The 24,910-nt window shown below is 60.2% G+C and carries 22 protein-coding genes, 3 pseudogenes and 1 other annotated feature; of the genes and pseudogenes, 10 read left to right on the forward strand and 15 right to left on the reverse strand.

Annotated elements, in window-relative coordinates:
- Window positions 1–18 precede the first annotated feature (18 nt).
- The gene (locus tag LW136_RS11955) at window positions 19–2,055 is read left to right on the forward strand and encodes an LTA synthase family protein (protein WP_102831765.1); all 2,037 of its coding nucleotides are present in this window, start codon (window positions 19–21) and stop codon (window positions 2,053–2,055) included.
- 95 nt (window positions 2,056–2,150) lie between these two features.
- On the opposite strand, the gene LW136_RS11960 is transcribed toward LW136_RS11955, so the two are convergent.
- The 10 genes and pseudogenes from LW136_RS11960 to LW136_RS11995 all read right to left on the reverse strand — a co-directional run.
- Window positions 2,151–2,537, reverse strand: a complete 387-nt coding sequence (locus tag LW136_RS11960) for a diacylglycerol kinase (protein ID WP_048512741.1) — start codon at window positions 2,535–2,537, stop codon at window positions 2,151–2,153.
- 170 nt (window positions 2,538–2,707) lie between these two features.
- The gene (locus LW136_RS22775) at window positions 2,708–2,839 is read right to left on the reverse strand and encodes a hypothetical protein (protein WP_256449912.1); all 132 of its coding nucleotides are present in this window, start codon (window positions 2,837–2,839) and stop codon (window positions 2,708–2,710) included.
- A gap of 100 nt (window positions 2,840–2,939) precedes the next feature.
- Window positions 2,940–4,088: pseudogene (locus LW136_RS11965) on the reverse strand (zonular occludens toxin domain-containing protein).
- A complete protein-coding gene (locus LW136_RS11970; RefSeq protein WP_234172960.1) occupies window positions 4,088–4,321 on the reverse strand; it encodes a DUF2523 family protein in 234 nt (77 codons plus the stop codon). Before LW136_RS11970 ends, LW136_RS11965 begins: the two are co-directional and overlap by 1 nt.
- A gap of 106 nt (window positions 4,322–4,427) precedes the next feature.
- The gene (locus tag LW136_RS11975) at window positions 4,428–5,813 is read right to left on the reverse strand and encodes a hypothetical protein (RefSeq protein ID WP_234172961.1); all 1,386 of its coding nucleotides are present in this window, start codon (window positions 5,811–5,813) and stop codon (window positions 4,428–4,430) included.
- Window positions 5,814–5,939: 126 nt separating this feature from the next.
- Window positions 5,940–6,074: a hypothetical protein gene (locus LW136_RS22780; protein WP_256449913.1), complete on the reverse strand. Its 135-nt coding sequence runs from the start codon at window positions 6,072–6,074 to the stop codon at window positions 5,940–5,942.
- A gap of 281 nt (window positions 6,075–6,355) precedes the next feature.
- Window positions 6,356–6,700, reverse strand: a complete 345-nt coding sequence (locus LW136_RS11980; protein ID WP_234172962.1) for a DNA-binding protein — start codon at window positions 6,698–6,700, stop codon at window positions 6,356–6,358.
- Window positions 6,701–6,943: 243 nt separating this feature from the next.
- Window positions 6,944–7,576: pseudogene (locus LW136_RS11985) on the reverse strand (phage/plasmid replication protein, II/X family); the annotation flags it as partial.
- 898 nt (window positions 7,577–8,474) lie between these two features.
- The gene (locus tag LW136_RS11990; protein WP_234172963.1) at window positions 8,475–8,732 is read right to left on the reverse strand and encodes a hypothetical protein; all 258 of its coding nucleotides are present in this window, start codon (window positions 8,730–8,732) and stop codon (window positions 8,475–8,477) included.
- Window positions 8,733–8,890: 158 nt separating this feature from the next.
- Window positions 8,891–9,379: pseudogene (locus LW136_RS11995) on the reverse strand (phage/plasmid replication protein, II/X family); the annotation flags it as partial.
- 127 nt (window positions 9,380–9,506) lie between these two features.
- On the opposite strand from LW136_RS11995, the gene LW136_RS12000 reads away from it, so the two are divergent.
- Window positions 9,507–9,719 carry a hypothetical protein gene (locus tag LW136_RS12000; RefSeq protein WP_015277007.1) on the forward strand — a complete coding sequence of 71 codons (213 nt, stop codon included), beginning with the start codon at window positions 9,507–9,509 and terminating at the stop codon, window positions 9,717–9,719.
- Between the two features lie 532 nt (window positions 9,720–10,251).
- Here LW136_RS12000 and LW136_RS12005 read toward each other — a convergent pair.
- Window positions 10,252–10,509, reverse strand: coding sequence for a hypothetical protein (locus tag LW136_RS12005; protein WP_234172963.1), 258 nt, complete (start codon window positions 10,507–10,509; stop codon window positions 10,252–10,254).
- Between the two features lie 66 nt (window positions 10,510–10,575).
- On the opposite strand from LW136_RS12005, the gene LW136_RS12010 reads away from it, so the two are divergent.
- Window positions 10,576–11,798 (forward strand): IS3 family transposase gene (locus tag LW136_RS12010; RefSeq protein ID WP_101152418.1). Its coding sequence is split into 2 segments (ribosomal slippage): window positions 10,576–10,861 and window positions 10,861–11,798, totalling 1,224 coding nucleotides; the frame shifts between segments, so codons are not numbered across the junction.
- Window positions 10,854–10,970, forward strand: a sequence feature (AL1L pseudoknot). It overlaps the preceding gene by 117 nt.
- Before the next feature lie 263 nt (window positions 11,799–12,061).
- On the opposite strand, the gene LW136_RS12015 is transcribed toward LW136_RS12010, so the two are convergent.
- Window positions 12,062–12,997, reverse strand: coding sequence for a helix-turn-helix domain-containing protein (locus tag LW136_RS12015; protein WP_234172964.1), 936 nt, complete (start codon window positions 12,995–12,997; stop codon window positions 12,062–12,064).
- Between the two features lie 165 nt (window positions 12,998–13,162).
- On the opposite strand from LW136_RS12015, the gene LW136_RS12020 reads away from it, so the two are divergent.
- From LW136_RS12020 to LW136_RS12050, 7 genes are all read left to right on the forward strand, one after another.
- Window positions 13,163–15,229, forward strand: a complete 2,067-nt coding sequence (locus LW136_RS12020) for an FUSC family protein (protein ID WP_234172965.1) — start codon at window positions 13,163–13,165, stop codon at window positions 15,227–15,229.
- Window positions 15,226–15,429 (forward strand): DUF1656 domain-containing protein, encoded by a 204-nt coding sequence (locus LW136_RS12025; protein ID WP_234172966.1) that lies wholly within the window; start codon window positions 15,226–15,228, stop codon window positions 15,427–15,429. Before LW136_RS12020 ends, LW136_RS12025 begins: the two co-directional genes overlap by 4 nt.
- A 3-nt stretch (window positions 15,430–15,432) precedes the next feature.
- Complete coding sequence (locus LW136_RS12030) at window positions 15,433–16,332, forward strand: efflux RND transporter periplasmic adaptor subunit (protein ID WP_234172967.1); 900 nt, start codon at window positions 15,433–15,435, stop codon at window positions 16,330–16,332.
- Complete coding sequence (locus LW136_RS12035) at window positions 16,329–17,801, forward strand: efflux transporter outer membrane subunit (protein WP_234172968.1); 1,473 nt, start codon at window positions 16,329–16,331, stop codon at window positions 17,799–17,801. Before LW136_RS12030 ends, LW136_RS12035 begins: the two co-directional genes overlap by 4 nt.
- A 19-nt stretch (window positions 17,802–17,820) precedes the next feature.
- Window positions 17,821–18,756 (forward strand): LysR family transcriptional regulator, encoded by a 936-nt coding sequence (locus tag LW136_RS12040; RefSeq protein ID WP_234172969.1) that lies wholly within the window; start codon window positions 17,821–17,823, stop codon window positions 18,754–18,756.
- 286 nt (window positions 18,757–19,042) lie between these two features.
- Complete coding sequence (locus LW136_RS12045; protein ID WP_234172970.1) at window positions 19,043–19,255, forward strand: DUF2790 domain-containing protein; 213 nt, start codon at window positions 19,043–19,045, stop codon at window positions 19,253–19,255.
- A 215-nt stretch (window positions 19,256–19,470) separates the two neighbouring features.
- On the forward strand, window positions 19,471–20,634 hold the full coding sequence (locus LW136_RS12050; RefSeq protein WP_234172971.1) for a DUF1615 domain-containing protein: 1,164 nt from the start codon (window positions 19,471–19,473) through the stop codon (window positions 20,632–20,634).
- Window positions 20,635–20,773: 139 nt separating this feature from the next.
- Here the strand turns inward: LW136_RS12050 and LW136_RS12055 are convergent, their stop codons facing one another.
- The 3 genes from LW136_RS12055 to LW136_RS12065 all read right to left on the reverse strand — a co-directional run bounded on the left by LW136_RS12055 (window position 20,774) and on the right by LW136_RS12065 (window position 24,856).
- Window positions 20,774–21,802 (reverse strand): hypothetical protein, encoded by a 1,029-nt coding sequence (locus LW136_RS12055; RefSeq protein ID WP_234172972.1) that lies wholly within the window; start codon window positions 21,800–21,802, stop codon window positions 20,774–20,776.
- 166 nt (window positions 21,803–21,968) lie between these two features.
- Window positions 21,969–24,533, reverse strand: coding sequence for a DNA ligase D (gene ligD, locus LW136_RS12060; protein WP_234172973.1), 2,565 nt, complete (start codon window positions 24,531–24,533; stop codon window positions 21,969–21,971).
- Between the two features lie 26 nt (window positions 24,534–24,559).
- Window positions 24,560–24,856 (reverse strand): hypothetical protein, encoded by a 297-nt coding sequence (locus tag LW136_RS12065; RefSeq protein WP_101275748.1) that lies wholly within the window; start codon window positions 24,854–24,856, stop codon window positions 24,560–24,562.
- Between the last annotated feature and the right edge of the window lie 54 nt (window positions 24,857–24,910).

A 24,910-nucleotide genomic window follows, 5' to 3' on the forward strand; every position in this document is an offset into this window, starting at 1 on the left:
AGATTCGAGGTTGGGACAATGGGTTGGCTTCAGTCGCGGCGCCTGCATTACTGGTTCGGTGCAGTCGGGATTCTGTTCATTGCGCTCGCAGCATTGCGCGGGATTTTCTTCGTCGGTTTCTCCGGGCTGGAGCCCACCGCGCTCGGCACGGTCGATGCCGTACCCGAAACGCTCGGAATCGGCCTGCGTTTCGACCTTCGCCTGGCGATCCTGTTGATGTTGCCGATCGCGCTGTTGGCGTGGCTGCCGGTCTGGAACCTAACGCGCTCCCGCGTCCTTCGCTGGGTGGCGCGGCTCTATCTGGCACTGGCGCTTGGTGCAGTGCTGCTGGTCTACATCATCGATTTTGGCCACTACGCCTATCTCGGGGTGCGCATCAATGCCACCGTGTTGCGCTTTCTGGAGGACGCGCAGATATCCACCGACATGGTCTGGCAAACCTATCCAGTAGTCTGGATCACCCTTGGCTGGGCGGCGGCAACCGCTCTGGTGTGGTGGCTGCTGCTGCGCTTCGAGCGGGTCACGCTGGATCGTCCGGCAAAGCGAATCAGCCGGCTTTCACTGATCTGGGGTAGTGCGCTGATGGTGGTGGCTGTCTTCGTCGCCATCCTCGGGCGCGTCGACAATATCAATCTGGAAAACCCGGTGCCGCTGCGCTGGAGCGATGCGTTCTTCTCGGGTGACAACCAGATCGCAGCCCTTGGCCTGAATCCGGTGATCTTCCTCTATGACACGCTGAAGGTCCCCAATCAGCCGTATGACCGGGAACAGGTCGAGGCCCATTACGATGTCGTCAGCCGTTACCTAGGCGTCGACCAGCCTGATGCGAAAACGCTTAATTTCAGCCGGGAGCAGGGCGTTCAACCCTATGCGATTGACGGAAAGCGGCCGAATGTCGTCTTCGTCATGCTCGAATCCCTGGGAACCACCGCGGTGGGCGCCTACGGCAATCCGCTCAATCCAACTCCCAATATCGATCGGCTGGCCAAGCAGAGCTGGTTCTTCAAGAACTTCTACGTTCCCGTGACCGGCACCGCGAAGACCGTTTGGGCGAGCATATCCGGCGTACCAGACGTTTCCCGGCAGGAAACCGCGACGCGCAATCCGCTGATCACCCGTCAACACAGCCTCGTCAACGCGCTGCAGGGCTACGACAAGTACTACATGATTGGCGGCAATTCCGGCTGGGCCAATATGAATGCCCTGATCCGCCAGAGCATCGACGACATCCAGCTATATGAAGAGCGCCACTGGAACTCTCCGATGGTGGATGTGTGGGGTATCTCCGATCTGGACCTGTTCAAGGAAAGTGACCGGCTGCTGCGAGAGCAGGGGGAGGGCAAGCCCTTCTTTGCCTATATCCAGACGGCGGGCAACCATCGTCCGTTCACCATACCCAAGCAGAACGACGGCTTCGAAGCCCTCGATCTGCCTTTGGAAAAGGTGCAGGGCGCCGGTTCCCGCAGCGTGGCGCAGTACAACGCGGTCCGCCTTCTGGATTTCAACATCGGCCGCCTGATGGAGATTGCGAAGGAAGGCGGCTGGTACGACAACACCATCTTCGTCATGTTTGGCGACCACAACACGCGCATCGCTCAGATTCCGCACATGCTGCCGGCATACGAGAAGCTGGGGCTCGAGAGCAATAACGTTCCGTTGTTGATCCATGCGCCCAAGCTGCTGGAGCCACGAGTGATCGAAGAGGCCGTGGGTCTGGCCGATCTGCTACCGACCGTACTAGGCATGGCCGGCATGGAGTTTCGCAACGGTGCAATGGGACGCGACATCCAGCAGCCGGCTCCTGAAGGGGAGCGCGTGGTTCCACTCGTGCTCCGCGAAGGCACGTTCCCGCTGATTGGTGGCGTGACCAAGGACTTTCTTCTGCAGATGCAGCACGACGGCAGCCAGCCGACCCTGCACGAAATTGCATCACCGGAGCCTCTGGTCGACGTAGCCGACCGGTATCCCGAGGAATTCCAGCGACTTGTCGCCCTGACACGGGGACTGCACGAGGCATCGCGCCTGATGCTCTATCAGAACGTCAGGAAGGACTGAGTTCCAGGGCGGTGACTGCCTATCCGCGAGCTGTCTGACACAGCGCGCGGCTGGGCAGATCGGGCGAACATGAGCGTGAAGTTACAGCGCCAGGCTCAATAGAGAATCATCACCCAGGTAACCGCTACCATCACCAGCGACAGCAGTTGCGCCGCGCTGCCCATGTCCTTGGCGTTCTTGGAAAGCGGGTGAAGTTCGAGCGAGATTCGGTCGATTGCTGCCTCTATCGCCGAATTGACGAGCTCGACCACCAGTGTCAACAACGGCACGATCACTAGTAACAAGCGTTCGATTCGGCTGACGTCGAGCGTGAACGCCAGTGGTATCAGGACAGCGTTGAGTAGAAGCAGCTGTCTGAAGGCAGCTTCGCCGACGATCGCAGCACGGATACCTGCAATGGAGTATCCCAGCGCCCTCAGGATTCGCCTGAGACCTGAGTGCCCCTTGAGCGATTGCGCGTTGAGTTCTTCGATGCTGCTCATGTTCAACTTCCTGGCAGAATTGTGGCGAGTATAAGCATCCCGCGGCAGCGAGCGCGTGCTGATCGTGGCTAAACGAATACCAGAGAGGGAATGGACCTAAAGGTGGCGATGGCAACGCACAGCCATTATTACAAACGTAATTTAACATAATATAGATTATGCGAACCGCCTCATTTGTCCTGGTCCAGGTCTTCACAGCGTGAGCGCCAAGCCAGTTCATCTTCAACGAGCCGGTGCTGCGTGGTTAGCCAGTTGTACAGATCGCGCAGCTCGTCGTCGGTGTATTGCGACATGTCGTCCATGGAATATCCAAGAGTGGCGAATGCGGTTCGTTCGGAAGGAATGGCCCTGCCTGCGGCCTTGGCGGAAACCGGGTCCCGTCCGCAAGCGGACTCCCCCCAGTTATCCGCCTGCGGCCTTGTCAGGGGTCTTGCTGGCGAGCGATACGGTCGGCAGCGCGGATATGACATAGCCCAGGTCGTAACCCTTGTATTCGAGCGCTATGACGGTCGGTGACTCATAGGTGATCGTATAGCCGGCGTCTGTCAGGTCGCGGAACGAGACCTGACGGATGGGCTGGCCGTTCTGAGCGACAGTCAGGTATCCGGCGAGGTAGGGGCGCGGGTTGCCGTCCTGGTCTGGACGGTCGCCCTTCATGACTGCCGATAGGAAGAGCTGGTAGCCCTGGTAAGGGTGTATCTGCTGGTCAGGGCCACGAGGCTCGGCAACTTCGGCAGGCGGGGCCGCGGGTTCTTGCTGCACCTGGACGACGGGCGCAGGCTCCGGGCGCTTGACTGGCGGTGGTTGCTTGCCGGTGTCGCGGTTGAGGTTCCAGGTAATCATGCAGGCGGCAATGATGAACATAAGCGCCGCGCCCTTGAAAGGCCAGCGCTTCCAGATCGGGACGATATCGTTTGCTTCCAGCTCGGCGGCTGCGGCTGAAGATCGCGTGTGGCTCTTCCAGAATCCGAAGTAAGTTTTTTCATACTGCCGGATCGAAGTGTTGACGACCTCGCCGCGCAGGCCGTCCTGAACCTTGCGGATGTAGCGGTCATTAGTGCCGAACGCAGTGGCTTTCTTGCAGCGATAGACGACCTGGACGAGATCGCGAATCGCTCGGTTGATCTTGCCGTAACTCTGAGTGATCAACAGAACGTCAGCGCCTTCGTGACGGTGCAGTGAATACCATTCTTCAACCTCGACAGGCGTACCGCGTACCGGCAAGGCCAGATGGCATTCGTCGATGATGTAGAGCGGGCCTGTACCGGTTTCCTCCTGGCGCCAAGGATCACCGTAGTGACTCTCCTGGCTGAACGGACGAACGAGGCGGCTACCCTCCTACCTGGTCTTGGGGTCGGTATATCGCTCGGTATAAGGCTCCCGGATTTCGATCAGGTGGCAGTACTCAGGAAAGTACGTCTGGAACTTCTCCATCACCAGGGCAAGGTTTGTGATGACCTTGCGCCCTTGCTTGAGCGCGGGAATCAGGTGAAAGACAACGGCTTCGTGTGACTTACCGCCACCCGGCTGGCCAAGCATCAGGTTGATCATCAGGAACCCCAGCGAACGAACGGAACAGTTTGAAGGATGAATCGGATGACCAGGGCAGCAACAATGATGGTGATGGCCTGGGTAACTCCAATTGCGCCCAACATCTGGCCGACCTCAGGCGGGATCATTGAGTAATACGTCTGAGGATCGAACGGGATGTTTATTGCGTTTAGCGCTGTTGCGGCAACGGACAACATGCCATCTACGAACCAACAGCCGAGGTCCGTTGCCATGTTCCAGATATCTTTAAATATCTGCGTAAAGACAGACAAAAATCACTTGGCGAAGCCAACGATCTTGGCTAGCAGCGCTGTGAAGAAGTTACCGATGGCAGCCATATCAACCCCCGAACGTAATGGCACGCGCCGTGAATAGCGCAGTAACGAGCATGATGACTTTTATGAAGTCGAAGACATAACAGAGGTTAACGAATGGGACGTTTCCGTAACTTGCCCAACTGGCGATGTTGAATGACATAGACCAGGACGGGCACGAGCCAGAGAACTGGGGAATGAACGACTGGAGGAAAGACATAAACTGGCTGTTATCGAATTTAGCCTGAGCATTCTGCCAGACGCCATCAAGGCCATCGGGGTACTTCTGCTGATAGAACGGCTCGACTGGCGGAAACTCGCTATCAGTAAAGTTTATATCCTGATCTTCATCTTCACGCGGCTGATCGGTCTCCGGCTCAGTTTCGGTCGTGGTTTCCGTGGTTCCGTCTGGTTTGGTGACGATGGTGGTCTTGGTGCTGCGATAGTCGTAATAATTATTGCCGTACGTGATGTCATACCGGGTGTTACTTGTGGTGGACGTAGTGCCAGCGGGTGATGTCGTGGTCGTGGTTGGCCCCGGCTCTGTAACGCTAGACGGCCCTTCAAGCCACGTATTGTCGCGCAGGGACTCATAACAGGCTTGCGGGTTTAGGCCACCTTCACAATGCTCGCGCAGACGCTCTTTCAGCCACTCGGAATCCTTGGCTGCCGCCGCCGCTTCCATCAGATCATAGTCGGCATCAGTTGCAATCCTAGAACCTTCCGCCTCACAACCACCTGATACCGGATTATATGTAGAGCCTGAGGGGCATGATGAGCCATATCTATAAAGGGTCCACGTAGTATCAGGCATGGCTGCACCAGATGTTGATTTTACTGTCGCGGTACAGGTCGCTTGATTAGTGGTCAGTATTTTATGGCTCTTATATGTATAGATAGCCCCGGATGATATCCGGCCATTAGTCAGTTTCTGACAGCTTTCATACGGAGTTAAACCACGGAACGATAAATCCGATGACGTAATGCCCCAATAATAGCCGCCGGGCACAGTCTGAGTGCTGGGAACATGCACCTGATTGTCTTTTATAAATCCATCGACAGAATCAAGCATATACTGAAGACCGATCCCAAGAACGGCACCATAGACACCGCCTCGGAGGTTCGTTGTCATGCCCTTTACAGTACGTGGGATCGAGTAATCATATGTCGGTTTAATTGGCAGCTTGGTGCCCTTAGACCCGCCACCATATGAAGAAGGAATGTATTCAGTCTTGCCATCACCGGGAACGTGGAGTGTGTCGCCACTCCTGGAAGAGCCGTTACCAGAGCCGATAACTTGACCATCCGAAGGCATGGAGACAGATTTACGGGTTGCCGCATGGGCGTGGCCGATTGAGAGTACGACCAGGAGGGTTAGAACCGCTGATTTACTCCAGTAATGAATGCCCATCCACCAAATACTCCGCCGATGAATACGAGCGAATAGGCGAGCATCGCCAAGTCCGCTGCGGTAAGTGCTATTTGCGCTTCTTCCATAATGAATGAAGGGGCCGAAGCCCCTCCCCCGAAAAGGCCGTTAGGCCTTCCGAACGCCGCGCTTGCCCAGGTCGATGCCTTTGAAGGCCATGGCAATGCCGATGATGAGAACACCGGTAGCGCCAACCCAGGTGGCAACGGTGGCCAGGTCTACAGCTGCAAAGATTGCATCCATTGTTGTTACTCCTACAGTTTGCGAATGACGCCGAGAGCGACGCCGAGGGTTATTCCCAGGCCCCAACATGTGACCGTGAGAAAGAAGCCAGCGGAAAACACCGTAGTTACGCACTCGGCGGTAAGTTGAGCGGTGCAGTCCACTGTTTTGTTACTCCGTTACTTCTGAATTACAAAAAGCGCAAAGAGTGCCGCCTTCAGGATCGTCAATAACAGCGAACTCCGATCCATCTGAATCTTCATCGAACTCTTCGCCGCATTCGTCGCAGACAAAGGTGTCCATTAGTTTGCGCCAGATACAGCAGCAGGACGCGGTTGTACGCGCTGAACTGGTACAGGCAGGCCGTCATCAGAAAGCCATAGGTCCATGCCGTAAGCGGTGCCGGTTTTAGACTTCCAGGCTTTGGCATATACAGGGACCGAAACTTGCTGGCCGATGTACTTCTTGTAGGCGTTTTCAATGCCGGAATCGAGTTGACGCTTGGAGACTTTCAGGCCGATAGATTGCTCAGTCTCTTGGCCGAATTGGTCACGACCAGGTGCGGTAAGCACAAGGTAGTGTTCGATGATGCCGTTTTGCTTTTCTTTCGAAGTGACGCCTTTGCACAGGCCCATTTGTACCAGCATGGTAAATACCTCGGTTATGAACGGGCCCAGCGCCCGAGAAAGTGAATTGCCAACAGTCCGCACATAGTGACGACCAGGACGTTAAGGGTTGGGGCAATCATGAAAACAGCCCGGTACGCTTATGCGCTTGAAACCAACCGCGCTCGTATTCGTTGTAGTCGTAACTGCAAAGCAAATACGGGTTGCAATAAATGCGGCGTGGCCGGTAATCACGAAAGCCGCGCAGATATGCCCAGGACAACATCATGCAGCCTCCACCGATGGCTCAACATACCAACCAGGACGTTGAGCGCTAAAGTCAACTTGCAGAAAGCGCAGGATCGGAACAACGTTGTTCTTCTGATCGTCCATCTTCAACTTCTGAAGTGCAGCCTTCGAAAGTCCGCATTCGCAAATTTTGCCAACGTGATCGTAAAAAGTTCGACGGGACATTGAATCCATAGTTTCCTGCCAGCCGTAATCTTTAATACTCCGATATGTGCGAAACAGATTGAGAGCAACTGTCTCGTTAGCAGGTCCAGGCACAAACACAGACGGGATGGTCGCGCCAGTCGCCTTATCAATCTTGGCCTTAGTCCACCGACCGCCCTGTTTGGTGAACTTTGCTTTAAGTGCGGCCAGCACTTTTTCATCGTTAATTACTCGCATGGAGATACCTTCAAAGGCCGCAAACAGTTCTTTGGTTACTTGTTCCCAACACCACTGAATAAAACAACTCCCCTGCTCTTCCAGTCGCTCCTGGTAGTCGCAAAGGGCCCATAGATTCGTCGGGATATTTCTGCGTTCGAGCCAGCGGTGCATAACAGTGGCTTCGAGACGAAGGAGGTTTTCAGCCCACTCCTGGAGGGCGGGATTCTGGAGACCCGAAACGGTACGAAGAGGTGGATTTTGTCGAGCATTTGTGAAGTCCATTCGCCTATGCATGCATGCATGCAAATCACATTGCGGCGGAATGTATACCGGTGAACTTGTATACGTCAATACAAATCACATGCATGCACGTACACTTCAGGAGGTGAATTTGATATGGGTCAACTGACGATGCCTGCCACCCTGCGTCTGTCGAATACAGAGCAAGAAGCGCTTAGACAAAAGTGCATATAAATCAATAAGTTATTGGTCAGGCAGGGACGCATGCCAATCAAAGACAGCGAATTGGCACACTTCATCCTGGAGAAGGCGACGCCATGCGCGAAGGTCAGCGCCTCGGGCGATCTGACGTTAGAGCTGGAAGTCTGAAAACCACCCCAAAAGTCTCACCATGAGACAAGAGTCCACCATTAGAGATGGTGGACCCGGCTGCGCCGGTGAAGCCAAAGCGCGGCGGAACCACTGCAACTTCGTGACCTAACCGTCAGCAGTGCTGATGATCCTGGGAGAGCGGCAGAGAGAAGCCCAGGAGCGGCTCCATTTGGGCAGATCGGGGCGCGGGTTGAGGTAGTGGCGGGACAACGGGACGAAGATCGCGAGAAGCCTCCAGAGGGCCATACAGGCCGCTGGGGGCTTTTTTGTGGGTCGATGGTTGCGGCCCCTTCGGGGGTATCGTCGCAGGCGCTATGCGGCACGACCGGAGGCAGTGCAGGCGACTAATCGCCGCAAGCGGCGAGGTCGAGGTCACCGAACGCGGGCGCGATGAAAAGCATCAGCTAAATCGAGAGAGCGGAGTTCTTCTGCCGTCTCAATACAATCGGTGCAAATGTGAGAGTCGACAGGATCACCAGTGCTGACAATCTCGTCATCATCACAAACAGAGCCGCAATAGCTACAGGCGAGCTTATCCATTGATTAAATCCCCCTGGCCGGTCTTTTCGAGCAACTGAGCAGCCGAGGCTCGGGCCTGCTCGATGATGTTGCGGAGCAGGCGAATCTCGGTCCGCTGGCTGTCGATGACTTCGTGGAGTTCCTGGTTCTTGTGATGCAGGTCGAAGGCATCGAGAGCGGCCATTTTGAATGCCTTGCTGGCAACCTTCTGGCCGTATTGCATCTTGAGGCGGTCGCCCTCCTCGTTGGTCACGTCGAATTTAATCAGCATTTTGGTACCGTTCCTTTTCCTGGAAGATCTTGATCGAGGAGCAAAATGGTACCGGCGCATCGCATAATCCGCCGTTATGTTACGCCTGCCCTACGGGCTGCGCTGGCCGTGTGATAGTCCCAGCGCACCGGCTCAACATAACGCCGAACCTCAATTATGCGAAGCGCCTGGACGAGCTGTAGCGCGGTGCGCTGATCGGGCAGGCGAGCGGAATAGGTGCAGTCGATCCCGTAGACCTCGGCGGCCTGCCAGTCCAACAAAGCCCAGAGCTTCGGGTAGGAGCCGGCAAGCCACTTAAGCATGACCTCCCCGCCCTTCCGGATCGAGGTAGGCCCGAAGACGTTGTGCCCCTGAAGCAGCTTCGCCGGGCTGGCTTTCAGCTCGACGCCGGGCTGTATGCGCTTGCCGAGCGACTGGTGAAAGACCTTAAACGCCAACGGCGTAAAGCCGGTGGAGAGAGATTCCCGAGCGTGGCTTATGTCCTCGACCTGATAACCACCCTTCCCGTCCGAAAGGACGCTGGTAGCACGGAGCGGAACGCCCAGGGCTTCCAGATCGACCACCAACAGCTCGTTGCCGCGCTTACCAGTGCTGGTAGCGATGGCGTCGACCCGAAACGGTACGAAGAGGTGGATTTTGTCGAGCATTTGTGAAGTCCATTCGCCTATGCATGCATGCATGCAAATCACATTGCGGCGGAATGTATACCGGTGAACTTGTATACGTCAATACAAATCACATGCATGCACGTACACTTCAGGAGGTGAATTTGATATGGGTCAACTGACGATGCCTGCCACCCTGCGTCTGTCGAATACAGAGCAAGAAGCGCTTAGACAAAAGTGCATAGAAATCAATAAGTTATTGGTCAGGCAGGGACGCATGCCAATCAAAGACAGCGAATTGGCACACTTCATCCTGGAGAAGGCGACGCCATGCGCGAAGGTCAGCGCCTCGGGCGATCTGACGTTAGAGCTGGAAGTCTGAAAACCACCCCAAAAGTCTCACCATGAGACAAGAGTCCACCATTAGAGATGGTGGACCCGGCTGCGCCGGTGAAGCCAAAGCGCGGCGGAACCACTGCAACTTCGTGACCTAACCGTCAGCAGTGCTGATGATCCTGGGAGAGCGGCAGAGAGAAGCCCAGGAGCGGCTCCATTTGGGCAGATCGCGCGGGTTGAGGTAGTGGCGGGACAACGGGACGAAGATCGCGAGAAGCCTCCAGAGGGCCATACAGGCCGCTGGGGGCTTTTTTGTGGGTCGATGGTTGCGGCCCCTTCGGGGGTATCGTCGCAGGCGCTATGCGGCACGACCGGAGGCAGTGCAGGCGACTAATCGCCGCAAGCGGCGAGGTCGAGGTCACCGAACGCGGGCGCGATGAAAAGCATCAGCTAAATCGAGAGAGCGGAGTTCTTCTGCCGTCTCAATACAATCGGTGCAAATGTGAGAGTCGACAGGATCACCAGTGCTGACAATCTCGTCATCATCACAAACAGAGCCGCAATAGCTACAGGCGAGCTTATCCATTGATTAAATCCCCCTGGCCGGTCTTTTCGAGCAACTGAGCAGCCGAGGCTCGGGCCTGCTCGATGATGTTGCGGAGCAGGCGAATCTCGGTCCGCTGGCTGTCGATGACTTCGTGGAGTTCCTGGTTCTTGTGATGCAGGTCGAAGGCATCGAGAGCGGCCATTTTGAATGCCTTGCTGGCAACCTTCTGGCCGTATTGCATCTTGAGGCGGTCGCCCTCCTCGTTGGTCACGTCGAATTTAATCAGCATTTTGGTACCGTTCCTTTGAATCGCCCCGGGTTTCGTGGAGGCCTCAACTCTTGAGAAGATGAGGCTATGAGAAAGACTACGACCTACTCCCCCGAAGTCCGTGAACGTGCTGTGCGCATGGTTCTGGAGCACCTGAACGACTACCCCTCCGAGTGGGCGGCCATTGAGGCCATCGCCCCGAAGATTGGTTGTGCAGCGCAAACCCTGCATGGCTGGATTCGTCGCCACCAGACTGATGCCGGTCAGCGTCCTGGGCCGACCACCGAAGAGCGCGAACGCATCAAAGCCCTGGAGCGTGAGAACCGTGAGTTGCGCAAAGCCAACGAGATTCTGCGCCTGGCCAGTGCGTATTTTGCCCAGGCGGAGCTCGACCGCCGCACCAAGTCCTGAGGGCATTTGTCGATCAGCATCGTGACCGTCTCGGGGTCGAGTCGATCTGCCGTGTCTTGCAGATCGCCCCGTCCGGTTACCGCCGGCACGCGGCGCAGCAGCGCAACCCGGAACTGCGCTGTTGCCGTGCTCGGCGCGATGACGCGTTGATCTTGGAAATCCAGCGGGTGTGGAACACCAACATGCAGTGCTATGGCGCGGTGAAGGTCTGGAAGCAACTCCGGCGAGAAGGCATCGAGACGGCCAGATGCACGGTGGAACGGTTGATGCGTCGGGCTGGATTGCAGGGCATTAGGCGCGGCCAGGTCGTGCGGACAACGGTGGCCGGCGACAAGTCGCTCTGCCCGCTGGATCGCGTACAGCGCCAGTTCCATGCCGATCGCCCGAACCAGTTGTGGGTGTCGGACTTCACGTACGTGTCGACCTGGCAGGGCTGGCTGTATGTGGCCTTCGTGATTGACGTATTTGCGCGACGGATCGTCGGCTGGCGAGTCAGTACCAGCATGAAGACCGACTTCGTGCTGGATGCCCTGGAGCAGGCCCTATACGCCCGCCAACCGCATCGCACTGGCGGCCTGATCCATCACAGCGACCGTGGCAGTCAGTACGTCTCGATCCGCTATACCGAGCGACTGGCAGAGGCCGGTATTGAGCCCTCAGTTGGCAGCAAGGGCGATAGCTACGACAACGCCTTGGCCGAAACAATCAACGGGCTGTACAAGGCCGAGCTGATTTACCGTCAATCATGGAAGAGCCGCGAAGCTGTTGAGATGGCGACTTTGAAATGGGTGCACTGGTACAACCACCAGCGGTTGCTGAGTTCAATCGGCTATATCCCGCCTGCGGAAGCTGAGGCAAACTTCTACCAGCAACAAGCAGGTCAGGCCATGGCGGCCTGACTTAAACGAAACGGCCTCCACAAAAGCCGGGGCGATTCACTTTTCCTGGAAGATCTTGATCGAGGAGCAAAATGGTACCGGCGCATCGCATAATCCGCCGTTATGTTACGCCTGCCCTACGGGCTGCGCTGGCCGTGTGATAGTCCCAGCGCACCGGCTCAACATAACGCCGAACCTCAATTATGCGAAATACGACTTACGCCTTAGGCGTTACCCACCACCAGATCACCTCCAGCTTTTCGCATCAATATCTCCAAAGCACTTCAGCTCTCAGGTGAATCCTCTGCCTGCGCATGCTGGCTGTTCGGCTGATTAGTTTCCGCATTTCGAAACGCCGAGCGAAATTCGCTGGGTTTGAGTCCGGTCTGCTTGCGAAAGAAACGGCTGAAGTATGCCGCGTCGTCGAACCCCAGGTCGCGGGCGATCTGCTGGATGTCGAGCGTGGTATACGCCAGCTGACGCTGTGCTTCGCGAACGACTCGCTCGTTGATGATCGCAGTCGGTGATTCACCCAGACCTTCGCGGGTGGCTCGGCCCAGTGTGGCTGGCGTGATTCCCAGCGCTTCGGCGTACAGACCAAGCGGCCAATGCTGTCTGAAATGCGTGTCGACCAACTCGCGAAACTGAATCAGCAGCTGGGACCGCCTGCTATTGGCTGGGCGACCGCTCGGCACTGGCTGTTCCAGCCGGACGACATGTACGAGTAACGCGAGCAACAATGCGTGCCCCGCGGCGACATTGCCGCGTTCCTGACCGTGCGCTTCCGCCTGGATCAGCTGGATCAGCGGCCATATCGGCTCTTCGCCGTCTGCATCCCACGGCAGCGGCACCACTGCCGGACGTTGCATCAAGGCCAGCAGGTCACTGGACAAAATCCGCGCCATCGACTCCAGCGGTCGCTGTGCTGCCGTGATGACCGGCCCGTCGGTTTCGGGACTGTAGCGAAAGGCATGCACGGTGCGCTGCGGCAGCAGGATCAGGCACGGCGCACGGAAGCCCATTCGGCTGTTCTCCAGGAAAACTTCGCCCTCGCCACTTCGTACATAGACGATCTGCAACAGTGAGTCATGCTGATGCGGCTTGATTTCGCGCTGATGCATGTCGCCGCGTTCGTTGATCCATTCCAGATGCAACAGGTCCTGCCATACGGGCAATGCAGCCTGGCCGTACAAGGCGTAGTTGGGAATGCGTTTGCTCATGAATTCCTGCCGTGGTGCCGGTATCCGGCGCGGAAAAATGCACTAATCGTCCTAGTGGTTGTTCAGTCTGTCATACGTCTTTGACGTTAAATGTAACCATCTGTGTTGCAGTGTGACGGCCGCGCCCTCTCCCGCCCTTGGTCCACGCCCCAAAAAACGAACTCTATGAATATGCCAACCTGGCGCGAATGGCTGTTTTCGGCCAAGGCGCTGATTGCCGCCCTGCTTGCGCTGTACATCGCACTGGCGATACCGCTGGAAAACCCTTACTGGGCCATGGCCTCGGTTTACGTCGTGTCGCATCCGTTGTCCGGGGCGACACGTTCAAAGGCGATCTATCGCGCGCTGGGCACGCTGCTCGGTGCAGCCGCATCGGTCGTGCTTCTGCCAACGTTCGCTCAGCAACCGGTGATGCTCAGCCTGACGATCTCGCTGTGGATTGGCGCCCTGCTCTTTCTCTCATTGCTGGACCGCTCGCCACGCAGTTACATCTATCTACTCGCCGCCTATACGGTGCCGCTGATCAGTCTCGCCGAGGTCAATCACCCATCGACCATCTTCGATGTCGCCCTGGCGCGTTCCGAGGAGATTCTGCTCGGTATCGTCTGCGCCAGCGTGGTGAACGCTGTGCTGTTTCCCAGCCGCATCGCCCCGACCCTCGCGGCGAAGATGCACCTGCTGTTGCGTGATGGGCGCGGTGCCGTCAGCCGGATGCTCAATACCCAGCACCTGGGCGAAGCCGACCAACGTGCGCTGAATGGGCTGCTGGTAGATGTGATGGGGTTGGATGCAATGATCAGCCATCTGAGCCACGACAATAGCAGTCATCTCTCCACCGTCCATGCTCGCGAATTTCGCGCGCGCATGGCGATGTTGATGCCGCAGCTGATCTCCACCGCGGACTCGCTACACCGGCTTCAAACCGAGCTACAGGGCTTGCTGCCGGAACTGGTGGATTACCTGCAGGAGGTGGATCGCTGGATTCAGTCCGATGCCGAGGCTGGGCACGGCGATCATTTGCGCGAACGCAGCCTGCAGCTGGCAGCCAGGCTGGGCGACAGCCATCCGGCGCATGCTCTGGCGATCGACAGTGGCCTGCGCCAGCTGCGCGCGTTGATCGACCTGTGGCAGGACTGCCTCGACCTCTACCAGCAGTTTCATGAGGGCCATCCCGAGGCGGCACCGACGCTGCGCTATCACGTACAGCAACTGGTCGGCGGGCCACGCCACTATGACTACGGCCTACTGGCATTCACCGCGGCTTCGGTAGCGTTGTCGGTATTCTGCCTGAGCATGCTGTGGTTCGTTTCCGGTTGGGAGCACGGCTATAGCGGCGTGTTCATCGCCGCGGTGGCAGGCTGCTTCTTCGCCAGTCAGGACAATCCGGCGCCGTTCATCAAGTCGTTTCTGGTCGCCACGCTGATCTCCTCCACCGCCGCTGGCATTTACCTATTCGCGTTGATGCCCAACGTGCACGATTTCGGCAGCCTGGCCATCCTGCTCGCCGTGCCGCTGCTGTTGCTCGGCACCCTCGCCGGTCGACCGCAACACGCCGGGACAGTGATCGTGATTGCGGTGCAGACGATCTCCAACATCACCCTTCAGGACAGCTACCGCGCCGATTTTCAGCTGTTTGCCGACATCGCTCTGTCCACTGCGCTGGGCGTGCTCTTCGCCTTCGTCTGGGCCCGCCTGACCCGGCCGTTCGGTACGCTCTGGGCTGCGCGGCGATTGGTACGCCACGGCTGGCTGAGCCTGGCGGCGCTGGCAGACCTGCGACGTTGGCGCAACGAAGCCGATGATGCCTCGAGTTTCATCGACCGTATCGCCCAGGTGCTGCCACGCCTGGCTCAGCTGGATGACGATCGCCTGGCGCTGAATGACGCCACGCGCGAGCTGCGCGTCGGTTTTCGTCTGCTGGAACTGCGTGAACTGCGGCCGGCGTCCGCCATCGAGCAGAAGCTGGAGCCGGTGCTGAGCATGATCCGCGCGCATTTCCTTGCGTGCGCCACCGCGCGTAGCCAACTTCCGGCACCGGAGCCCTTACACGACGCCCTCGAGGCCGCATTGCAGGATCTGCAGCGCGATGCTTCGCCCAGCGCACACCAGGCGGCGCAGGTGGTGCACGGCTTGCGACTGGCGCTTTTCGCCGACGCATCGGCGAGCGTGCGTGCCGCACCGGGAGGCCCGCCACCCGAAGCCGGCCTCTCCCACGCTGGAGCGCACGCATGACCGGTCACCTCGATGTGTACGGCGTCTATGTGCCGGTCCTGCTGGTCGCCATGCTGGCCGCCTACGGCGTCAAGAGCCTGCTCGCCTCCGCGCTGCAGCGTGCCGGTTTCTACCGTTGGGTCTGGCATCCGCCGCTGTTTAACCTCGCCCTGTACATCATCGTGCTCGGGGCCCTGTTCAATCTCCTACCCCGGATGTGAATCGTGAAGAAATGGATACCCGCCGCCGGCTCGGTGCTGCTGACCTTGCTGGCGGTTGTCATCGCCGTCGTCGTCAGCCTGCACCTGTGGGATTACTACATGGAGGCGCCCTGGACCCGCGACGGCCACGTGCACGCCGACATCATTCAGGTCGCACCGGATGTTTCCGGGCTGGTGACCGAACTGCACGTGCGCGACAACCAGAAGGTCAGCCGCGGCCAGGTGTTGTTCGTAATCGATCAGGCACGCTTCGAGCTGGCCGTCGAAGAAGCCCGTGCCGCGGTGGTCGAGCGCCGCGCGCAGCTGGACCAGGCGCAACGCGAAGCCAAGCGCAATCGGGTGCTGAAAGACCTGATCGCTGCGGAAACCGTGGAGATTGGCGACACCCAGGTCAAGCGCGCCGCTGCCGCCCTAGCCACGGCTGAAGCAACCCTCGGCGTGGCGCGTCTGGATCTCGAACGCACCACCGTGCTCAGCCCGGTGGATGGCTATCTCGGTGATCAGACAATGCGCGTGGGCGATTACGTAAAAACCGGTACGCCGGTACTGTCGATCGTCGACACCGATTCACTGCGTGTCGAAGGCTACTTCGAAGAAACCAAGCTGCACGCCATCGAGATCGGGCAGCCGGTGGACATCCGCATCATGGGCGAAGCGCAGCATCTGCGCGGCCATGTGCAGAGCATCGCCGCAGGCATCGAGGATCGCGACCGAGTGCGCGGCAACTCGCTGCTGCCGAATATCGACCCGAGTTTCAACTGGGTGCGCCTGGCGCAGCGAATTCCGGTTCGCGTGGTGTTGGACGAAGGCCAGCAGAGCGACATCCGCCTGGTGGTCGGCCGTACCGCGACGCTGTCCGTGCTGCCGTGGCCGCGCGACACATCGGCGACGGTCAGCCAATGAGTCGCGCGGCATACGCACTGCCGTTCGCGCTGACTGCGCTGCTCGCGGCATGCAGCGCGGTGGGCCCGGACTACCGCGTGCCAGACCAAGCCGTGGCCTTGCAGGCTGCTGCGCAGAAACCCTTCGATCTGGCCGGCAACGAGCGGGTCGAACAGGCGCCGCTGCCGGACGACTGGTGGCAGCTCTATGACGACCCGACGCTCGACCAGCTGGTGAGTGAAGCCCTGATCGGCAATGCCGACGTGCGCCAGGCGTATCACAACCTGCGTCGCGCCTATGAAGGCTTCCAGATGGCGCACCACGCGCAGGAGGTCGTGGTCGGCGGCAACGGCTCGGTTGCACGCGGCCAGCTGTCCAGCGAAGCCCTGGCCCTGGAGGAAAAACTTCCAGTGATGAACCTCGCCGACGCCGGCCTCAGCGTGGGTTACCAGCTCGATCTGTTCGGTCAGCTGCATCGCGCTGCGGAAGCAGCGGGAGCCGATGCCGACGCCAGTGCGGCGCTGCTCGACACGGCCCGCATAACTGCAGTGGCCGGGGTGGTACGCAGCTACATGACAGCCTGTCATGCCAGCGAGGAGCGGACGATAGCGGAGCATTCACTGGCGATTCAGCAGCAACAGCTGGATGTCGCAAAGCGCCTGTTCGTGGGCGGTCGTGGCAGCGAAGTCGATGTGGCCCGCGCCCGCGCCCAGCTGGAGGCTCTGCGTGCCGAGTTGCCGCCATTCGAAGCGAAGAAGGCAGCCGCGTTGTATCAGCTCGCCGCCCTGCTCGGCCGCACGCCCGGAGCCCTTCCCGAGACGGTTACCGCCTGCAGTCACGCACCGCAGCTGCGCCAGGCGATTCCGTTGGGTGATGGCACCGCCCTGCTCAAGCGCCGCCCGGACATCCGGGCGGCCGAGCGCGCACTCGCCTCCGCTACGGCACAGATCGGCGTCGCCACGGCGATGATGTATCCGCAGGTCAGTCTCGGCGCTGCGGCCGGTTACACCGGAATGCTCGAACACCTCGGTAATCCGGTAACCCGTCGCTGGGAATTCGGCCCGTCGCTCAGCTGGCATTTTCCGACCCAGGTCGATCGCGCGCGCGTTCGCGCCACCGAGGCCGGAGCCGCTGCCGCCCTCGCCCGCTTCGACGGAGTTGTGCTCGACGCACTGCGGGAAACCCAGACCCTGCTCACGCACTACGCTCACGACCTGCATCGTAACCAAGCGCTGCGCGAAGCGCGCGATGCCGCGCGAGACGCCGCGGACCACACGCGCCGGTTGTACCAGGAAGGACGACTGGCCTATCTCGACAGCCTCGACGCCGAGCGCACCCTCGCAACGGCCGAAGCCGCCCTGGCGGCGTCCCAAGCCCAACTGTCGCAAGACCAGGTGAACCTGTTCCTCGCGCTGGGCGGCGGCTGGCAAGGCACGCAAACCGCATCGGCGCACGCTGAAAATCCATCGCCGGGCGTGCCTGGCCAATAACCCACAGAGGCCTTACTCGATGGACATGCTGCAAGCGATGCGGGTATTCGTCCGGGTAGTCGACGCCGGCAGCTTCACCGCCGCGGCGAAGCTGACCGACACATCCACCGCGCAGGTTTCCCGCCTGGTGGCGGAGCTGGAGAACCACCTCCACGCGCGCCTGCTCAACCGCACCACACGGCGGTTGGCGCTGACCGAGGTCGGCGTACGTTTTCTCGAACGATCGCGCGAGATCCTGGCACAGCTGGACCAGGCACAGGAGGAAGCCTGCGGGGCCCATCTGACCCCGCGCGGGCGCCTGCGCGTGCACTCGACGACGGGTCTGGGCATCCAGCTGCTGGCAGGGCTGGCTGGAAGATACGGTGAGCGCTACCCCGAAGTTAGCCTCGACCTGACCCTTTCGCAACACCAGCCCGATCTGCTGGAAGCTGGACTCGACGTCATCATCACGCTTTCCCGCGAGCTGCCGGATTCCGAGCTGATCGCCCAGAGACTGGGCGAGGTTGGCAATGTTGTCTGCGCGGCGCCCGGCTATCTCGAGCAGCATGGCGTACCGCAGCAACCGCGTGACCTGCAACAGTACCGCTGTCTGCGCCTGGCGGACCCGGTCTTCGCGGATCAATGGCGCTTCATCGCAGACGGTGCCGAAGACGTGATTCGCCCTGGCGAAGCGTTCAAGGTCAACGTGGCTGAAGCCATGGCCAGCGCAGCAGAAGCCGGCATGGGCATCTGCCTGCTACCCGACTATGTCGCGGCTCCGGCCTTGCAGCGCGGCGCACTGCTGCGCCTGTTGCCCCGCTATCGTCTGCAGGAAAAGCAGATCCACGCGCTCTACCCGTCCCGGCGTTTTCTCGACGCGAAGATCAAGACCTGGGTCGACTTTCTCGCGCTGGAGCTGCCGCGCGCATTCACCAACTATCACCGCATCCTGCAGGACCCGGCCCATTGGGCCTGATCGATTGTTGCGCGGCGGGTAAAGGTGCTTCACCGCTGGCGCGGTTTTTCCCCTCCTGGTCGCTCACTAAAATTGCCGGGTGGCAACGGACACTAGAAGCCAGTCCGCTCCTTCGCCGATCGAGCGCTCCTTCGATCGGGCGTCCTGCCACCTTTTGGCTGCTTTTCCTCGTGGCAGCCTCGTTTATTTCCCGGCGTCTGCCATCCGGCAGGCGCTGCACGCAAGAAACGCCTGCCTTCGCCCCCGTCGCAGCGACCTGGGCCCGCAGGCACTCTGGAGGTTACCTGTGAACAAACTGATCTGGATTGCCGGCCTGGCACTCAGTGCCCAGCTGGCGCATGCCGCCGATGAACCCAAGGCCTATCAATATGGCGACAAGCTGGACATCGCCAAGGTCATATCAATGGACGTGCCTGCTGGCGGCTGCGAGGTCGTGACCGCCCGGATGACCTATGTGGATTCCAAGGGCGAAACCCACGAAACCACGTACCTGCGCTAGGGGCCGGATTGCCACGATTTCTGAGTCCGGCGCGAGCTGCTACAGCTAAGCGTACGCCGCTTGCGGCACTGGCACAGGCTGTGCGCCGCAGGTCAGGTGCGCGCCGGGATTCGGCGAGCGAACCAGTCGGTTTTGAATCGCAGTTCTGAAAGAGGCAGAACGGTTTCGGCCGTTTTACTGTCCGAGCCCCAGGCGCTCATCACATTCAGGACCGCATGACTATTTCGATTTCAACCTTCCGCTCGGCGTGCAGCCCTGCCGCTACCCGACCAGTTCCTGGCAACACTCGCCCTTTACTGGCAGCAATCGTCGCAGCGGCGTTGCTCGGTCTTGCCGGTTGTGGAACCCAGCAGCCGACGACTCCGGCGCCCAAGCCGGAAGAAGTCCGGGCCAGGATCGCTCGCCTGATCCCCGCCAACATTCCCGATCGTCAGGGGTGGGCTCAGGACATCTACACAGCCTTCGATGCGCTGGATATCCCGCCGAACGATGAAAACATCTGCTCGGTCCTGGCCGTGACGGTGCAGGAATCGACATTCCAGGCAACCCCGCCCGTACCCGGCCTGGCAAAGATTGCGCGAGAGGAAATCTACCGTCGCGCCAGCCGCCTGCACATCCCGCGGTTCGTGGTGGATGCGGCGCTGGACGTGAAGTCGCCCAACGGCAAGACCTATAGCCAGCGTCTCGCGGCCGTGCGCACCGAAGAGCAGTTGAGTGCGATCTTCGATGACTTCCTCGGCATCATGCCGCTCGGCAAGCAACTGTTCGGCACGCTCAACCCGGTCAAGACCGGCGGCCCGATGCAGGTCAGCATCGCCTTTGCCGAAGACCGTAGATGGACCTACCCCTATGAACGGGAAGGCTCGATCCGCGACGAAGTCTTCACGCGCCGCGGTGGCATGTATTTCGGCATCGCCCACCTGCTCGACTACCCGACCAGCTATCGCGAACCGCTGTACCGCTTCGCCGACTTCAATGCCGGCTGGTACGCCAGTCGCAACGCCGCGTTTCAGGCCGCCGTGAGCCGCGCCAGTGGCATCAAGCTGGCCCTCGACGGCGACCTGATCATTCACGGCAGCAGCAAGGCCGGCCAGACCGAGCGTGCAGTTCGCGCGCTGGCAGGCAAACTGAAAATGAGCGATACGGCGATTCGCAACGCACTGGAGCGCGGTGACACCCATGGTTTCGAGAAAACCGACCTCTATGAAAAGGTCTTCGCACTGGCCGAAAAGCGCGCGGGTAAGCCGTTGCCTCGGGCGGTGCTGCCGGGAATCCGGCTGGAAAGCCCGAAGATCACCCGCAACCTGACTACCGCCTGGTTCGCCAACCGGGTCAATGACCGCCACCTCGCGTGCATGAAGCGCGCCCGCAACTACTGAGAGCCTGCATGGCCGGCGATCGCTGCATGGCACCACACTGAAGTTGTCACTGGCCCAGGCCGTAGCGCGCATAACGAGCGCTACGGCAACCGACCATTGAGAACGTAGCGCGGCCGTCTGACGGCCGCATCAGCGCGGCTCAGTGCTGGGTGATCGACGTGCTGTTGCCAGTGCCGTTCTGGATGATGGCGGCGCTCGGCGGCGCGGCGAATTCCGTCAGTTGATTGAGCACAGCGACATTGGCATCGCCGGTCTGGCTGATCGAAGCCGTGCCATAGGCGGCATGTTGCACCACATCGATCTCGTTGGCTGAACCGTTCTGCGCGATGTCGAGCACCGGGCCGTCGAAACTCTGGTCAATGTTGACGCGGTTGCCGTTGCCGGCCGAGGTCCCGCGAATCGTTCCAGTGCGCGTGCCCTGCCTCGCCGTCAGCTCGTTACCGATTCCATCCTGGCTAAAGGTGAGGTTGCTGAACCCCGCCCATTGCACCACTTGCGCACTGTTAGCGCTGCCGACCTGCGTCAGGTTGACCTCGCCCGTGTAGTAACGGCCACCCACCTGGGTAACCGAGGCCTCGTTGAAGGCGCCGTCCTGATCAACGGTGACTCCCCCGCCATAGGCGAACACGTTCTGGTCGATGGTGATCCGGTTGCCGCTGCCGATCTGCTGGGTAGTGGCGGTCGCAGCACCGGTCTGAGTGACTTCGGTGAGATTGTTCGTGCCGAATGTGCGACTTTCCAGCCCGTTGGCATAGAACAGCTGCTCGACCCGATGAGTGTTGTGTGCGCCCTGCTGGTGAATGGTCGCTTGGGAGCCGTTACCGTCGGCCTGCACGACTTCGGCGACATTCTCATCTCCCAGCTGTACGACCGCCGCCGAATGCCCGAAGTTATAATCGCTTGCCTGATACACCGTCGCCTGGTTGCCCTTCCCCCGCTGGAGGAGCTCCAACTGCGTGGGCTGCAGCGAGGTTTCGCCTCCGCCCTGCTCTACTCGCGAGAAGTTCGCATCCCCTTGCTGCAGCAATAAGGCCGAATTCGAGCCCCCACGCTGCTCGAGGATGACCTCGTTATCGTTTCCGTTCTGGGTGGTTACGGCCTGTGCCAAGGCCAAGCCCGGCAACGAGCCGAGCAGGAAACAGGCGATAAGCGGTTTATGCGCGAACATGCGGGGCACTCCTTTGAATATTGTTGTTGGCCGACATCATGCTGGCCTTGTCTGGCGCCTCCCTCACCGTTACCGCTCCCCTGAACGGGTCGATTGTTTGCCCGGTGGTACCACCCGGCTATCGCCCTACTGGTGTAGACGGACCAGCGTTTAGACGGACGGCGACTTAAGCCGGCATGCCCAGACGTTCGCGCATCTGCGCGGTGATGGTCTGCCTGGTCCGCGTCATATCCGCCCAGGGATCGTCGTCGCCCAGTTCCTGCATGCGCTCCAGCAGGTTGCGTACGGTCCAGAGATTGGCGCCCTTGAGGTCGGCCAGTTCTTCGCGGTGGATCGGCACCGAAACCGGCAGGCCCTCGCGGGCACGCACCGAATAAGGGGCGACGGTACTGGCGCCACGGCTGTTGCGCAGGTAGTCGATGAAGATGCGCCCGACCCGGTTCTTCGGCCCGCTGACCGCCGAAAAATGCGACGGCAGCAGCTTTGCCAGGTACTTGGCGATGGCCTGACTGAAGGCCTTCACCTCGCTCCAGCCGTGTACCGTATCGAGCGGCACGACAATGTGAATGCCTTTGCCCCCGCTGGTCTTGAGGAACGAGGTCAGGCCGATCTCGTCCAGCAGCGTCTGGGTCAGCTGAGTGGCTTCGAGCATGCTCTTCCAGGGCAGCGCCGGGTCCGGGTCGAGGTCGAGCACGAAGCGATCCGGATGCTCCAGTTCGGGCGCTGCCGCGTTCCAGCAGTGCAGCTCGATGGTGCCCATCTGCGCGGCGCCGACCAGCGCTTCGGCGCTGTCGATCACCAGTAACGCACCGTGCTTCGGGTCTAGCGCCGGGTCGAGTTGGGTGATGTGCGGGATGGCCAGTTTGTCGGCGTGCTTCTGGAAGAACAGCTCGCCGGCGATGCCCTCCGGGGCGCGCACCAGGGCCAGGGGGCGCGCTCGCAGCTGCGGCAGGGCCCAGGGCGCGATCTGCGCGTAGAAACGGGCCAGTTCGATCTTGGTGATGCCGCTGCTAGGGTCGATGACCCGCTCGGGACTGGATATCTTGATCCGCCCGCTGCCGATGGGGTCGGTCTGCCGCTGCTCGGCTTTGCTGCTACGACTGGCGGGCTTGGCTCGTTCATGGGTAATGGCGTCGGCGGGTTTGTCCGAGCGCAGGCCATGGAATACCGAATGGCGGACCACGCCTTGGCGGGTCATCTCCGCGTAGGCAACCTCGCACATCAGTTCGGGTTTGAGCCATTGCGCGCCGCGCACATCGGCAGCAGGTGCCGGCTTGGCCAAAGGGCTTTTGTCGGTTTCCAGCTTCTTCAACTGCCTGTGCAGACTTTTCAGCGTGGCCTGATTGAAGCCCGTGCCGACCTTGCCTGCATAGAGTAGTTTTCCGCTGTCGTCATGCAGCCCAAGTAACAGCGCGCCGAACCCGGTGCGCGTGCCGTTGGGCTCGGTGTAGCCGACGATGATGAATTCCTGCCGGTTGCTGCACTTGATCTTGACCCAGCTGCTGCTGCGCCTGGAGGTATAGGAGCTGCCCGCTCGCTTGCCGATCAGGCCTTCGAGCTTCATCTGGCAGGCACTTTCCAGAATGCTGTCCGGCTGCTCGGTGAAATCCTCGGAGAAACGCAGCAATTCGCTGTCGCTGCCTTCCAGCACCTCACGCAACGCCGCGCGACGCTGTTCCAGCGGCACATCGCGCAGGTCCATGCCGTTCAGATAGGGCACGTCGAACAGGTAATAAAGAATGCTCCCACTGCGTCCGGCTTCGAACGCGTTCTGCAATGCCTGGAAGTCCGGAGCACCCTCCTCGTTCGGCACCACCACTTCGCCGTCGAGCCAGCCGGATTCGAGCCCGAGTCCGGCAAGCGCGGCGGCCTGCTGCGGCATCTTCGCCGTCCAGTCATGGCCGTTGCGGGTAAACAGCGCGACCTTGCCGGCGTCGATACGGGCGAGCATTCGGTAGCCGTCGAACTTGATCTCGTAGCGCCAGTCGCCGCTCGGCACGGCGTCCACCAGCGTCGCCAGCTGCGGCTTGAACGTCTCCGGCAATTCGGCTGGGACGGCCCCTTCCAGCTTTACCGCGTCGCTCTTCTTGCGTGACGCTCGCTTTCTTGCCGGCGCCTTGACAGGCTTGGCCGGCGCTTCCGCAACGCGAGCCTTGGCCGGCCCGCGTTTGCGTGGGACCAGCGTGCGATCGCTGAGCACGCTGTTCGGCTCGGCGGTGACGACGTCGTACTCACCCTCCTCGCGCGCGGCCTCGTCACGGGACTTGATCAGGAACCACTGCTCCTTCTTGCCATCCATGTGCGTGCGCACCAGATTCCAGCTGCCGGCGAGCTTCTCGCCCTCGAGGCTGAACTTGAGCTTGCCCTTGCGATAGCCGTCTAGTGGATCACCCTGCGGTATCCACACGCCGCGATCCCAGACGATCACATCGCCCGCGCCGTAATGCCCGGCCGGAATGGAGCCCTCGAACGTGGCATATTCCAGCGGGTGATCCTCCACATGCACTGCCAGCCGGCGCACGCTCGGGTCAAGGCTGGGGCCCTTGGGGATCGCCCAGCTCTTCAGCGTGCCATCCAGCTCCAGGCGAAAGTCGTAATGCAGCCGCGTGGCGTCGTGTTTCTGGATGCAGTACTGCAGGCTCTGGACCTTGCGTGACCTGCCGCGCGCCTTACCCGACGGCTCGGGCGTGGCGGCAAAATCGCGCATGCGCTGGTATTCGTCGAGCGCCATGGCTGACCTCCGGCAATGTTCCGCGATTACTCGAGCTTGCCAGCGTCGGTGGAACTGTCGTCAGCCCCGCCGGGCGTCGAATGCCGGTTCGGGTCAGTGGATTTTTCCTCGCTTCCCGGCTGCGGCGCTACCAGCCGGCCATCTTCGGTCACGGTGCGTCCCTGATCGTCCTGGCGGGTTTCGACTTCCTCCTGCGGCGTCGGATTACCCATGGTGCTGGGGCGCGAACCGGTGTCGTCCCGCGGAGTACCAGCGGGAAACTGGGCCATGGCCGGTAGCGCAACCAGGCCGCTCAGGATCGCGGTGAGCATCGTTTTCTTCATCTCGGTTCTCCGCTAAGGACGACGTACTTAATTTGGTCATCCCCTACTGGTATG

Origin of the sequence: Stutzerimonas kunmingensis, from assembly GCF_021432085.1 — a bacterium.
Classification (GTDB): Bacteria; Pseudomonadota; Gammaproteobacteria; order Pseudomonadales; family Pseudomonadaceae; genus Stutzerimonas.

Coding starts and splice junctions, on each gene's coding strand:
- LW136_RS12040 (WP_234172969.1), top strand. CDS start 17,821: ATGGACATGCTGCAAGCGATGCGGGTATTCGTCCGGGTAGTCGACGCC.
- LW136_RS11955 (WP_102831765.1), top strand. CDS start 19: ATGGGTTGGCTTCAGTCGCGGCGCCTGCATTACTGGTTCGGTGCAGTC.
- LW136_RS22775 (WP_256449912.1), bottom strand. CDS start 2,839: ATGGACGACATGTCGCAATACACCGACGACGAGCTGCGCGATCTGTAC.
- LW136_RS12005 (WP_234172963.1), bottom strand. CDS start 10,509: ATGCTGATTAAATTCGACGTGACCAACGAGGAGGGCGACCGCCTCAAG.
- LW136_RS11975 (WP_234172961.1), bottom strand. CDS start 5,813: ATGGGCATTCATTACTGGAGTAAATCAGCGGTTCTAACCCTCCTGGTC.
- LW136_RS11980 (WP_234172962.1), bottom strand. CDS start 6,700: ATGCTGGTACAAATGGGCCTGTGCAAAGGCGTCACTTCGAAAGAAAAG.
- LW136_RS11990 (WP_234172963.1), bottom strand. CDS start 8,732: ATGCTGATTAAATTCGACGTGACCAACGAGGAGGGCGACCGCCTCAAG.
- LW136_RS12050 (WP_234172971.1), top strand. CDS start 19,471: ATGACTATTTCGATTTCAACCTTCCGCTCGGCGTGCAGCCCTGCCGCT.
- LW136_RS22780 (WP_256449913.1), bottom strand. CDS start 6,074: ATGGATGCAATCTTTGCAGCTGTAGACCTGGCCACCGTTGCCACCTGG.
- LW136_RS12020 (WP_234172965.1), top strand. CDS start 13,163: ATGAATATGCCAACCTGGCGCGAATGGCTGTTTTCGGCCAAGGCGCTG.
- LW136_RS12035 (WP_234172968.1), top strand. CDS start 16,329: ATGAGTCGCGCGGCATACGCACTGCCGTTCGCGCTGACTGCGCTGCTC.
- LW136_RS12025 (WP_234172966.1), top strand. CDS start 15,226: ATGACCGGTCACCTCGATGTGTACGGCGTCTATGTGCCGGTCCTGCTG.
- ligD (WP_234172973.1), bottom strand. CDS start 24,533: ATGGCGCTCGACGAATACCAGCGCATGCGCGATTTTGCCGCCACGCCC.
- LW136_RS12055 (WP_234172972.1), bottom strand. CDS start 21,802: ATGTTCGCGCATAAACCGCTTATCGCCTGTTTCCTGCTCGGCTCGTTG.
- LW136_RS11960 (WP_048512741.1), bottom strand. CDS start 2,537: ATGAGCAGCATCGAAGAACTCAACGCGCAATCGCTCAAGGGGCACTCA.
- LW136_RS12015 (WP_234172964.1), bottom strand. CDS start 12,997: ATGAGCAAACGCATTCCCAACTACGCCTTGTACGGCCAGGCTGCATTG.
- LW136_RS12000 (WP_015277007.1), top strand. CDS start 9,507: ATGGGTCAACTGACGATGCCTGCCACCCTGCGTCTGTCGAATACAGAG.
- LW136_RS12065 (WP_101275748.1), bottom strand. CDS start 24,856: ATGAAGAAAACGATGCTCACCGCGATCCTGAGCGGCCTGGTTGCGCTA.
- LW136_RS11970 (WP_234172960.1), bottom strand. CDS start 4,321: ATGGCAACGGACCTCGGCTGTTGGTTCGTAGATGGCATGTTGTCCGTT.